10 protein-coding genes are annotated in these 12,264 nt (G+C 38.6%); 1 reads left to right on the top strand and 9 read right to left on the bottom strand.

Annotated elements, in window-relative coordinates; translation table 11 throughout:
* Positions 1–31: 31 nt before the first annotated feature.
* The 9 genes from ACEVFT_RS06190 to ACEVFT_RS06230 form a co-directional block, all read right to left on the bottom strand.
* Positions 32–826 (bottom strand): ABC transporter ATP-binding protein, encoded by a 795-nt coding sequence (locus ACEVFT_RS06190; RefSeq protein WP_205446807.1) that lies wholly within the window; start codon positions 824–826, stop codon positions 32–34.
* Positions 827–863: 37 nt separating this feature from the next.
* Positions 864–2,588 (bottom strand): ABC transporter ATP-binding protein, encoded by a 1,725-nt coding sequence (locus ACEVFT_RS06195; RefSeq protein ID WP_342533847.1) that lies wholly within the window; start codon positions 2,586–2,588, stop codon positions 864–866.
* A gap of 77 nt (positions 2,589–2,665) precedes the next feature.
* On the bottom strand, positions 2,666–4,567 hold the full coding sequence (locus ACEVFT_RS06200; RefSeq protein ID WP_393948756.1) for an AraC family transcriptional regulator: 1,902 nt from the start codon (positions 4,565–4,567) through the stop codon (positions 2,666–2,668).
* A 133-nt stretch (positions 4,568–4,700) separates the two neighbouring features.
* Positions 4,701–5,984 carry a transcription termination factor Rho gene (gene rho, locus ACEVFT_RS06205; protein WP_205446801.1) on the bottom strand — a complete coding sequence of 428 codons (1,284 nt, stop codon included), beginning with the start codon at positions 5,982–5,984 and terminating at the stop codon, positions 4,701–4,703.
* A 228-nt stretch (positions 5,985–6,212) separates the two neighbouring features.
* The gene (glpX, locus tag ACEVFT_RS06210; RefSeq protein ID WP_004269449.1) at positions 6,213–7,169 is read right to left on the bottom strand and encodes a class II fructose-bisphosphatase; all 957 of its coding nucleotides are present in this window, start codon (positions 7,167–7,169) and stop codon (positions 6,213–6,215) included.
* A gap of 94 nt (positions 7,170–7,263) precedes the next feature.
* Entirely contained in the window at positions 7,264–8,550 is a 1,287-nt protein-coding gene (locus ACEVFT_RS06215) for a UDP-N-acetylglucosamine 1-carboxyvinyltransferase (RefSeq protein WP_205446799.1), read from the bottom strand.
* A gap of 62 nt (positions 8,551–8,612) precedes the next feature.
* Positions 8,613–9,263: a fructose-6-phosphate aldolase gene (gene fsa / locus ACEVFT_RS06220; protein ID WP_004269447.1), complete on the bottom strand. Its 651-nt coding sequence runs from the start codon at positions 9,261–9,263 to the stop codon at positions 8,613–8,615.
* A gap of 149 nt (positions 9,264–9,412) precedes the next feature.
* Positions 9,413–10,267: a class II fructose-bisphosphate aldolase gene (locus tag ACEVFT_RS06225; protein WP_205446796.1), complete on the bottom strand. Its 855-nt coding sequence runs from the start codon at positions 10,265–10,267 to the stop codon at positions 9,413–9,415.
* An 887-nt stretch (positions 10,268–11,154) separates the two neighbouring features.
* Positions 11,155–11,514 (bottom strand): response regulator, encoded by a 360-nt coding sequence (locus ACEVFT_RS06230; protein WP_205446795.1) that lies wholly within the window; start codon positions 11,512–11,514, stop codon positions 11,155–11,157.
* Positions 11,515–11,667: 153 nt separating this feature from the next.
* On the opposite strand from ACEVFT_RS06230, the gene ACEVFT_RS06235 reads away from it, so the two are divergent.
* Entirely contained in the window at positions 11,668–12,198 is a 531-nt protein-coding gene (locus tag ACEVFT_RS06235) for a DUF2529 family protein (RefSeq protein ID WP_393948760.1), read from the top strand.
* Positions 12,199–12,264: the final 66 nt, after the last annotated feature.

A 12,264-nucleotide genomic window follows, 5' to 3' on the forward strand; every position in this document is an offset into this window, starting at 1 on the left:
ATAACTTCCAAATAACCATACTAACTAGCTTTTATTTTTTCATATCGTACAACTGATAAGATAGGCAGATTGGATTTTTACTATAGGGACATACAGCCATTTCAGCATCGATATTAAATACCTTTTGTAAATTTTCTTTTGTCATCACTTCTTTTGGACTGCCATTCACCATTAAATTGCCGTCTCTCATGGCCATCATAAAATGAGAGAATCGTGATGCATGATTTAAATCATGTAAAACCATGATAATTGTTCGTCCTTCTTCCTTATTTAGTTTTTGCAGCAGCAATAAAATATCAAGCTGATGTGCTAAATCTAAATAAGTTGTTGGTTCATCCAGTACTAAAATATCCGTGCCTTGCGCCAATGCCATGGCAATCCACACTCTTTGACGCTGACCACCTGATAATGCTTCAATTGGTCGATCACTAAATTCCCTTAGCCCCGTAACATCGATAGCCCAATGGATATATTCATAGTCTTCCTTTTGCAATGTACCAAAACCTACTTGATGCGGAAACCTACCATAGGATACTAGCTCAAAAACCGTTAATCCTCCTGGTGCTGTTGCTGTTTGAGGTAAAATAGCCATTCTTTTAGCCACTTCTTTTGTCTTTAATTGGTGTATAGCTTTGCCATCTAAATAGACAGCTCCATTTTGTGTGCGTAATACACGTGCAACAGCCTTTAGTAAAGTAGACTTGCCACAGCCATTTGGACCGATAATCGTGGAGATTTCCCCTTTCGGAATCTCCACACTTAAATCATTGACGATGAGCGCTGAGGAATAACCAATCGCAACATGATCTATTTCGAGTACTGACATCTTTAACTTCCTTTCATTTTTGAGAATGCTATTGATTTTAAATTTGTAAACCGAATTGAGCTGTATACAAGCCATAATATGCATTTTGGCGTTCCATTAATTGCTCGTGTGTTCCCTCTTCAATGATGCCCTTCTTCGATACAACGACAATTCTGTCTGCATCCTTAATTGTTGCTAAGCGATGGGCAATCACTAATGTAGTACGACCGATGGAAAGCTCGTTTAGGGCTTGCTGGATAGCTTGTTCTGTTTCTGTGTCCAATGCAGATGTTGCTTCATCCAGTATTAAGATTTTTGGGTTTTTCAAGAAAATACGGGCAATCGATAATCGTTGTTTTTGACCACCTGATAATTTCACGCCACGCTCACCAATTAATGTATCCATGCCCTCTGGTAAAGCATTGATCACATCTGTCAGTTGTGCTCGTTGTGCGGCATACCAAATATCTTCTTCACTGGCATTTAAATCACCATAGGCTATGTTTTCACGAATGGTACCATCGAATAAAAAGACATCTTGCTGAACAATCCCAATATGCGAACGTAAAGATTGCAGTTTAAAATCTCGTATATCAATACCATCAATTTTGATGGAACCTTCATTTACTTCATAAAAACGTGGCAATAAACTACAGATTGTAGATTTCCCTGCACCAGATGGACCTACCAAGGCAACGGTTTCACCAGGATTTACTTTTAAATTAATATGATGTAGGGCACGATTATTGGCAGCGTAGCCAAACGATACATTTGAGAAAGTAATGGCGCCCTCAATTTCCTCAACCGCTTTTGCCTCTGGACGATCAGCAATTTCAGGTTCCGTTTCTAGAAATTCGATATACCGTCTAAATCCTGCCATACCTTTCGGATAGCTTTCTATAAACATATTGATTTTGTTAATCGGGCCTAAGAGAATGCCTGACAGTAAAATAAATGCGATAAAATCACCATTTGTTAAATGTCCATTTAACACAAAATACGCTCCTACAGATAAAGTGAAGAGTGATAAGACCTTCGTGAGTATGCCTGAAATAGCTTCATTCCAAGCCATTACTTTATAGGAGAACAGCTTTGTCATACGGAATCTTTCATTATTTACTTTAAAGCGTTTAATCTCATGATCCTCATTTGTAAAAGCCTGTACAACACGAATACCACTTACATTGTTTTCAACACGTGCATTGAAATCTGCGATATCTCCAAACATTTGACGGAATGCTTTGGACATTAATTTACCAAAAATAATGGTTAAAATTAAGATGATCGGTACTAGTAGGAAAATAAGAATCGTAAAGGTTGGATCAATATAGTACATGACACCGAATGTTCCAATAATCGTCATTGCTGCAATAAAGATATCCTCTGGACCATGGTGAGCAAGTTCGCCAATATCCATTAAGTCATTCGTTAAACGAGAAACAAGATGCCCTGTTTTATTGTTATCAAAATATCTAAAGGATAGCTTTTGTACATGGCTGAAGGATTCTTTTCTCATATCCGTCTCTATATTAATGCCCAGCATATGTCCCCAATACGAAACGATAAAATGAAGAATGGAGTTAAAAATGTATAATCCAAACAGCAACAAACTTGCCATAATGATCCACTTTATTTCCCCATCTGGCAGAATATCATCTATTACCTTATTTAAAACAATTGGAAACGCTAGCTCGATTAGTGCCACTAATATGGCACAGCTAAAATCTAAAATAAATAAACCTTTATAGGGCCTATAATATGAAAAAAAGCGCCGTAATAACATGGTGTAGCCTCCTATTGTGATCTCGTTTTACGTATCTAATAAATGAGCTATCAGCTATAGCTCTCATGTTTTCTCAGTTATTGTTGATGAGCCTTCGTAAAATCAACTATTTTGTCAGCTAGTTCTTCAGCTTGATGTAAGCCAGAGAGCGGATCAGAAGCAAAATAATATTCAGATGGAAGCTCTAATATTTGATTATTTTTAACGACATCTAAATTTGTCCATGTTGCTGGCAACTGGCCATCTTTGTTAAAGAAATTAATCATGAAGTTATAGTCACCTACATAATCACCTACTACTTCATAGGAAATCTCATAGCGTCCATTACTTGCTTCCTTTGTATCAAAAATCTCCTGCACCTTTTCTTGAGGTTTCATGCCCAAAATTTGATAGAGTGCTCTACCGCCTGATACACTTGATTGCCCTACAATCGTTGCATTTTTTTCAAACATTTCATAAATAGTAAATGTGGATCCTTCTGGAATTACATCCATGATTTTTTCTTTAGCTTTTGCTATACGATCGTCAAATTCTTTTGTAAAGCTCTCAGCCTCTGCTTGTCTTCCTAAGTAATTTCCCATTGCCTTAATCTCCTCAATCGCTGACTGATGGGCATCTTCAGCGAAGACAATTGTCGGGGCAATTTTTTCATATTTCGCTACATCTTCCACATTCCAAGTAATAATCAAGTCTGGCTTTAACTCTAAAACTTTTTCTAATGATACCTTACCATCTGTACCAATATTCGTAATTTCCCCATCCTTATAGTGTTGCTTTAAGAAAGCTGCATAATCAAGGTTAGCCGTGACGCCTCCAACTGGTACAACATCTAACGCTAAAATTTGCCCAAGATACCAATCGGTTACGATTCTCTCTGCCTTCACTGGAATTTCTACTTCGCGTCCACTATCATCTGTTACGGTTCTAGTCTCTGCCGTATCAGGCGAAGTTTGTTCGTCAACCTTAGATTGGCTCGTATCTTCATTACATGCTGCCAGTAACACAATCAGGCCTAGTAAAAAAGGTAGCTTTATATGCTGAATCATCTTACTCATCATGATTTCATTTTCTCCATTCTCAAATCGTTTTGCTTGCGCGAGCTGATTATTATTGTATTGAAAATGATTCTCATTTGTAATGGCAATTTCGGACATACTAGCTGTATATTTCAGCCTAAAGCTACTTGGAGCCATATTTGTTGCTTTTTTAAAAGCACGACTAAAATAATATTCATCTTCAAACCCAAGAGAAATGGCAATTTCTTTTATGCCATATTGATTGGTTAGTAAATACTGCTTAGCTTGCTCTATTCTCAATTGTTGTAAATAAATTTGTGGACCTATTTCATAACGCGCTTTAAAGATGCGTAATAAATGCCGTGTACTAATCTGAAGCATGTCTGCTAATGTCTGTATAGATAGTGGTTGATGAATGTGTTGCTTAATAAACAATCGTGCAGCTTCTGCCTTATCCATCTCATGTGGTTTCCCTTGCCCTTCCGCTAATTCTCGAAAGACATGGTAGATAAGCTCATAGAAGGAGGCCTTTACAGATAAATGCTCCTGAATAGAGCCAGATTGCCATTTACTGTACATATCTTGAAGGATGCTGTGAATGACGATCGGATTAGCGGGTACACAAGAGAAATGTGTTTGAAATGGTTGATAGTGCATGTGCAAATGTTGCATAAAAGCATCTTTGTACATGACATCCCCTTTATAGCTAATGAGAAAATAGCTAACACTCTGTTGTGCTGTAATCTGAAGACATTGAGATTTTCCTATATGAAAAATACTGAAGCGCTGCACATGATAGGGTTGATCATCAATGACAATCTGTGCACCACCTGCTGTGACAATAAGAAACGAGCTATATGTTAAAACCTTTGACACATGAACATCTGATTTATTTATGTAATCGATTTGCTTCAACTGGATAAATGCATTTTGCCAAAGAAGCATATAGGCATCATAATTCATCTTCGTCTCCTTCAAAATACATATTTACTTACTATTATATTGATAATGATTATCAATTTCAATATACATTTATAAAATAAAACTTATACAAAAAAATCACCATTGACAATTTGCTCGTCAATGGTGATACCTTTTATAAAAGCCCCTTACCTTTTGTTGCTTTTTTCATATCTTCGTTCAGCTTTTCAAAAAATTCTTCATTTGATTTTGTTGTACGTATTTTTTTCAGGAAGCGCTCTGCAAAATCAGGTGCATCAGAAAATGTTTTACGAATTGCCCATAGTTTTTCAAGTTGTTCTGGCTCAAGAAGAAGCTCTTCTTTACGTGTACCTGAACGACGAATATCAAGCGCAGGGAATATACGGCGTTCTGCTAACTGACGATCAAGATGAAGCTCTAAGTTCCCTGTTCCCTTAAATTCTTCATAGATAACTTCATCCATACGAGACCCTGTATCTACTAAAGCGGTCGCTAAAATTGTTAAACTACCACCTTCTTCAATATTACGAGCTGAACCAAAGAAACGTTTTGGTCTATGGAATGCTGCAGGATCAATACCACCAGAAAGTGTACGTCCACTTGGAGGAATTACCAAGTTATAAGCACGCGCTAAACGTGTAATGGAGTCCATTAAAATAATTACATCACGCTTATGTTCCACTAAACGTCGTGCACGTTCTAATACTATTTCAGCCACTTTCACGTGGTTCTCAGGTACTTCATCAAATGTCGAGCTAACAACATCTGCATTGACAGACCGTTCAATATCTGTCACTTCCTCAGGACGTTCATCAATCAGTAAGACAATCAACTCCGCTTGTGGATGATTGGTTGTAATAGCGTTCGCGATCTCTTTTAATAAAGACGTTTTCCCTGCCTTTGGCGGAGCCACAATTAAACCACGTTGTCCAAAGCCTACAGGTGCCACTAAATCCATTATACGTGTCGATAAATTGCGTTGGTTTGTTTCAAGCTTAATTTGTCGATTTGGATATAAAGGGGTTAGTGCTGGAAAATGAACACGTTCCTTCGCTACCTCAGGATCTTCACCATTGACAGCATCTACTTGTAATAGGCCATAATAGCGTTCATTTTCCTTTGGTGGTCGCACCTTTCCTGACACCTTGTCCCCATTACGTAAGTCAAAGCGACGGATTTGAGATGCAGAAATATAAATATCTTCTTTACTTGGTGAGTAGTTGATTGGTCGTAGGAAGCCAAAGCCCTCTTGCGAAACAATTTCTAGTACGCCTTCCATAAAGAAATAGCCCTCTTGCTCTGAACGCGTTTTCAAAATAGCAAATATTAATTCTTTTTTCGTTAGCTTGCTATAATATGAAATTTTATATTGGCGTGCAAGGGCGTAAAGCTCTTTTAACGTCATGTTTTCTAATTGAGCGATTGTCAATGCAGACATATGCACAACTCCAGTCTTTTTCAAAATATAATACAATTTTATGGGGTTATCATTGAAGTTTACGATCGGCTCTGCTATTGCTTATATGGCTGCCTCAGTTTAACAATAACTATTGATATACTTTCCACCATATAACTAAACATAGCCTTAAAAATATGGGATGGTTATTTTAAGAAGAAGGTACCTAGCACAAAAGATGTACTAGGTATATTTTAGAAGAAAATAACATTAATATCTAGGTTTTTTCTCAAGAGCGTGACGGCCTTCAACAAAGCGAACCGTACCAGATTTAGCACGCATAACTACTGAATGGGTTAAGGCATAAGCACCTTTATATTGTACACCCTTTAAAAGCTCGCAATCTGTTACAGCTGTCGCTGCAAAAATAGCATCGTCACCTTTTACTAGGTCATCTAAATAAAGAACTTTTTCAACATCCACACCCATTTTTGTGCAGCGTTCTAATTGTTCTTCATCTTCAGGTACTAGTTTTGCTTGGAAATCTCCACCAAGGCATTTTAAGGCTACAGCCGCAATAACACCCTCAGGTGCGCCGCCTGTTCCAAACATAATATCAATACCTGTTTCATCAAAGGCCGTATTGATTGCTGCGCCAACATCGCCATCTTGGATAAATTTAATACGTGCACCAGCCTCACGAATTTCATCAACAATCGCTTGGTGACGTGGTCGATCTAAAAGAGTAGCCACAACATCAGAAATATCTTTATTTTTAGCTTTTGCTACTTGTAATAAGTTATAAGTGACTGAAGCATTGATATCTACTTTGCCTGCTGCTTCTGGCCCTACAGCAATTTTCTCCATGTACATATCTGGTGCATTTAACAGATTCCCTTTGTCTGCAATAGCAAGAACTGTCATTGCACCATTAGTACCTTTTGCCACAATATTTGTACCTTCTAAAGGATCCACTGCAATATCTACTTTTGGACCACCATTTCGTAAACCAAGTTCTTCACCAATATAAAGCATTGGCGCTTCATCCATTTCACCTTCACCAATTACTACTGTAGCATGCATTGGAATTGTATCGAACATTTTTCGCATCGCTGTTGTTGCTGCATCATCTGCCTCAATTTTTAAACCGCGTCCCATCCATTTCCCGGATGCGATTGCTGCTGCTTCTGTTACTCGTACTACTTCCATCGATAAACTACGTTCCATTGTTGCTTTGCCTCCCGTTATCGGCATCTTTATGTGCCAAAACATTCAAATTACCTCTATTGTAACATAATTGGTTGAAAACTTTTAGCTCTCATTATTCCTTTGTTTCAGCTACACGTGCCATGATTGTTTCACGTCGAATATCAGCGCCTAAATCACGTAATTTCTCAATAAGTGAGCTATAGCCACGTTCGATATGATAGATATCCTGAATCTCAGTTTCTCCTTCCGCTAAGAGTCCAGCTAATACTAAAGCTGCTCCAGCGCGAAGATCTGTAGCTGTTACGGTTGAGCCATGTAATTTACTTGGCCCTTTAATAATCGCTGTGTTTCCTTCCACACGAGCATCTGCATTCATACGACGAAGCTCATCGATATGCTTAAATCGAGCTGTATAAATAGTATCTGTTACTTTTGAGGAACCGAATGCTTGTGACATTAACACGGCCAGTGGTTGCTGAATATCTGTTGGCAATCCAGGATATACCAATGTTTTGACATCCACTGCCTGTAATGTGGAGAGATCTGTTTTTGGTACATAAATACTTTCTTCACCGATTTCGAATTTCACACCCATTTCACGAAGCTTGGCAATGATTGCTTCTAAATGCAGTGGAATAACGTTATCAATTGTAATACCATCACCGACTGCTGCAGCCATAATCAAAAATGTGGAGGCTTCAATGCGATCTGGTATAATCGTATGCTCAGTACCATGTAGCTCTTCTACGCCTTCAATACGAATGACACTTGTACCTGCACCTTTAATATTGGCACCCATATTCGTTAGAAGTGTCGCTACATCAATTATTTCAGGTTCTTTTGCAGCATTTTCAATGACAGTACGTCCCTTAGCAAGTACAGCAGCAAGCATAATATTAATAGTTGCACCGACACTTGCCACATCTAAATAAATTTTTGCCCCAATTAACTCATCTGCACGTAAATAAATGGCTCCATGCTCATTGGTGATTTTAGCTCCTAAAGCCTCAAAGCCCTTTATATGTTGATCAATAGGGCGTGGTCCTAAAAAACAGCCTCCTGGTAAACCAATGACTGCCTTTTTGAAACGTCCAAGCATAGCGCCCATTAAATAATAAGAAGCGCGTAACTTTTTTACGTTGCCGTTTGGTAAAGGTAATGCAATCATCTCTGATGGATCGATTGTCATTTTCCCATTCTCAAACGAAACTTCCCCACCAATTTCCTCTAATAAAGCCTTTAACGTCCAAGCATCTGATATTTCGGGTATCCCTCCAATAGTCACTGGAGAGTTCGCCAAAATTGATGCAGGAATTAAGGCGACTGCACTATTTTTTGCACCACTAACTTTGATTGTACCTTGTAGACGATTTTCGCCAGTAATTTTATAAACATCCATTTTGCGTTCTCCCTCATGATTGGAAAGTAGTATTTTTGCAATTGACACACTTTATAATCTTATTATTCGCCTTTTCTCTTATTCCAATCCGCTAAAAATCCTTCAATTCCTTTTTCAGTTAATGGATGGTGGAAAAGCTGCTTTAATACTTTAAACGGAGTAGTTGAAATATGTGCACCTGCTAAAGCTGCTGCTGTAACGTGTTGCGGATGACGAACAGAGGCAGCAATAATTTGCGTATCGATATTATGAATTGTAAAAATATCTGCAATTGTTTCAATTAACTCAACACCATTTTGACCAATATCATCTAAACGGCCGATAAATGGTGATACGTATGTAGCACCTGCACGCGCAGCCATCAATGCTTGGTTTGCACTAAAGATTAATGTCACGTTTGTTTTAATACCTTTATTTGCAAAGAAACGACATGCCTCTAATCCAGCAGGTGTCATTGGCAGTTTAACTGTAATGTTTGGAGCAATAGCAGCTAATTCCAAACCTTCTTTAATCATACCTTCTGCATCAAGTGCAATAACTTCCCCACTTACAGAGCCATCAACAAGCTCAGCGATTTCGCGAAGACGATCATGGAAAGAAACATTCTCTTCTTTAGCAACTAATGATGGGTTTGTCGTCACTCCTGATAAAATACCCCATGCATGTGCCTCTTTAATCTCTTCAAAATTTGCTGTATCAATGAAAAATTTCATACTATTTCCTCCTGATCATTTTTCTTATATTATTAAATATTTTCCAAAATTTCTTTATTTCAAAAACAAGAGAAGGTCGATTGAAAGCATCAACACTTCTCTTATTATGTGTATTTTTCTATGCTTTTGTAACATATTAAATGCAAAAATTATGCTTTTTGTGCACTTCCAAATTCACGAATTTTACCAATAACCGTTGCTTTAATGGCTTCACGAGCTGGACCAAGGAATTTACGAGGATCGTAAACAACTTTGTCGTTGTCAAGAATTTCACGAATTGCTTTTGTTGCTTCAATTTGATTTTCAGTATTGACGTTGATTTTAGCCGTACCTAATGAAATAGAACGTTGGATATCTTTTGTTGGGATACCTGTACCACCATGTAAAACAAGTGGAAGATCTGCCAATTTAGAGATTTCCTCCATTTCCTTAAAGCCTAAGTTTGGCTCTCCTTTGTAAGGACCGTGTACAGAGCCAAGTGCTGGTGCTAAGCAGTCGATGTCTGTTAGTTCAACCATTTTGCGGCATTCTTCTGGATCAGCGTAAATAATACCACCGATTACGCCATCTTCATCTCCACCAACTGTTCCTAATTCTGCTTCCACAGAAACGCCTTTAGCATGTGCGTATTCTACTACTTCTGAAGTAATTTTCACATTTTCCTCAAATGAATGATGTGATGCATCAATCATCACGGAAGTAAAGCCTGCATCAATTGCTTCTTTACATTTTGCAAAGCTAGAACCATGGTCAAGATGGATCGCTACAGGAACTGTAGTACCGTAAGATTCCATTAAACCTTTTACCATATGAACAACAGAAATAAATCCGCCCATATATTTACCTGCACCTTCAGAAACACCAAGAATCACTGGAGATTTTTCTTCTTCAGCTGCTTGTAAAATTGCTTGAGTCCATTCAAGGTTGTTAATGTTGAATTGACCAACAGCATAACCTTCTGCTTTTGCTTTAATTAACATCTCTTTCATAGATACTAATGCCATACTAAAAATCCTCCTCATAGGACTATTATTTCTACATAAACATGCCCCTCAATCATAGCAAAAATAATAGCCCCTGAAAAGCAGGGGCTATTATTTTCTACCCGAAAGCGCAGTATAACGGAGCGACAGGGTCGACGAAGTGCAGTGTAACGCAACGAAGTCCACGCACCTGAAAAGCAGGGGCTATTATTTTCTACCCGAAAGCGCAGTATAACGGAGCGACAGGGTCAACGAAGTGCAGTGCAACGCAACGAAGTCTTGCCCCTGAAAAGCAGGGGCTATTATTTTCTACCCGAAAGCGTAGTATAACGGAGCGACTGGGTCAACGAAGTGGAGTGTAACGCAACGAAGTCCACGCCCCTGAAAAGCAGGGGCTATTATTTTCTACCCGAAAGCGCAGTGTAACGGAGCGACTGGGTCAACGAAGTGCAGTGCAACGCAACGAAGTCTTGCCCCTGAAAAGCAGGGGCTATTATTTTCTACCCGAAAGCGCAGTATAACGGAGCGACTGGGTCAACGAAGTGCAGTGCAACGCAAAGAAGTCTTGCCCCTGAAAAGCAGGGGCTATTATTTTCTACCCGAAAGCGTAGTATAACGGAGCGGCAGGGTCGACGAAGTGGAGTGTAACGCAACGAAGTCCACGCCCCTGAAAAACAGGGGCTATTATTTTCTACCCGAAAGCGCAGTATAACGGAGCGACTGGGTCGACGAAGTGGAGTGTAACGCAACGAAGTCCACGCCCCTGAAAAGCAGGGGCTATTATTTTCTACCCGAAAGCGCAGTATAACAGAGCGACAGGGTCAACGAAGTGCAGTGTAACGAAATATCCATTCCAATTCGTCTTATATCAACATAAAAAAACAGGCCGTGTGTCCACCGCCTGCTTTTTAAACTTGTAAAGCTTTATTTACCTCATCACGCACTTCGAAAATATCAAACGGTTTCGTAAAGTAACGAATGGCTCCTAGTTCTAACGCTTCTTGCACAACATCCAACTCGCCATATGCTGTCATCATAAAGACAGGAAGCTTTGGAAACTTTTCTTTTAAACGTCTCAAAATTTCAATACCATCCATTCCTGGAATTTTCATGTCCAGTAAAACACAATCCATCTCTTGTTCGTCTGCATACTTTAATGCCTCTGAACCATTAGCTGCTAAATATGTAAGATATCCTTCCTTTTTCAGCACTTCATTTAAAAGTAAACGAATCCCCTGCTGATCATCGACAATTAGTAATCGTTTCACATTTCATTCCGCCCTTTTTAGTTTTATTCTTACACAAAAACTTTCTTTATTATGTATAATTCTCCTTTTTTAGCTTAATACCTTCTAGTATTATAAATTATCTGCTTTTGCTTTCTACCTTTTACCCCCTATAATATGAATAGAGGTGGGAACATGTCAAAAATTCTAACAACACAATTAAGTGGATTATTACAAAGAATTACACAAAATGAAGAAGAAGCTATTGAGGAGACTGCAAGGTTATTGGCGCAAGCCGCCATTGGCCAAGGAACTGTCTATTTTGCTTGCTTTGGGGAAATGCAGATTGTGGAATTAAATGCACTTCATGCAGTTGAACCGTTTAGCAAGTTAGCACCTTGGACTTCAGACACAAGCTTAACAGAAGCTGATCGTGTTTGCATTTTTACTCGAAGTGCACACGATGAAGAAGCACTAGTGTTAGCTCAAAAATTAAATACACAATTTATTCCCTTCGCGGCTGTGGCTAGTGAAATAGCCAGTGTAGAGAACCCTCTTGCAGATTTAGCCTACACATACGTTTCTACACGCATTAAAGGAGGTTTATTGCCTAATGATTTAGGTCAACGGATTGTTGTACCACATGCACTTGCAGGTCTATTTGTATATGAAGCTGTCAAAATTGCTTATGATGAAATGATTGGGTTTGATGAAGAAGAACTGTAATCATCTATTTAAAAAGAGTTGTTGAAAAAAGATGATGTCAACGGCAGAAAAAGCAACTTTGCAAGG

The sequence above is a fragment of the Lysinibacillus sp. PWR01 genome (assembly GCF_043359455.1).
Taxonomy (GTDB): Bacteria; Bacillota; Bacilli; order Bacillales_A; family Planococcaceae; genus Lysinibacillus; species Lysinibacillus fusiformis_F.

What these genes read in the sequence shown, in the direction of transcription:
- ACEVFT_RS06190 (WP_205446807.1), bottom strand. Translation starts at nt 826, where the DNA reads ATGTCAGTACTCGAAATAGATCATGTTGCGATTGGTTATTCCTCAGCG.
- ACEVFT_RS06195 (WP_342533847.1), bottom strand. Translation starts at nt 2,588, where the DNA reads ATGTTATTACGGCGCTTTTTTTCATATTATAGGCCCTATAAAGGTTTA.
- ACEVFT_RS06200 (WP_393948756.1), bottom strand. Translation starts at nt 4,567, where the DNA reads ATGAATTATGATGCCTATATGCTTCTTTGGCAAAATGCATTTATCCAG.
- rho (WP_205446801.1), bottom strand. Translation starts at nt 5,984, where the DNA reads ATGTCTGCATTGACAATCGCTCAATTAGAAAACATGACGTTAAAAGAG.
- glpX (WP_004269449.1), bottom strand. Translation starts at nt 7,169, where the DNA reads ATGGAACGTAGTTTATCGATGGAAGTAGTACGAGTAACAGAAGCAGCA.
- ACEVFT_RS06215 (WP_205446799.1), bottom strand. Translation starts at nt 8,550, where the DNA reads ATGGATGTTTATAAAATTACTGGCGAAAATCGTCTACAAGGTACAATC.
- fsa (WP_004269447.1), bottom strand. Translation starts at nt 9,263, where the DNA reads ATGAAATTTTTCATTGATACAGCAAATTTTGAAGAGATTAAAGAGGCA.
- ACEVFT_RS06225 (WP_205446796.1), bottom strand. Translation starts at nt 10,267, where the DNA reads ATGGCATTAGTATCTATGAAAGAGATGTTAATTAAAGCAAAAGCAGAA.
- ACEVFT_RS06235 (WP_393948760.1), top strand. Translation starts at nt 11,668, where the DNA reads ATGTCAAAAATTCTAACAACACAATTAAGTGGATTATTACAAAGAATT.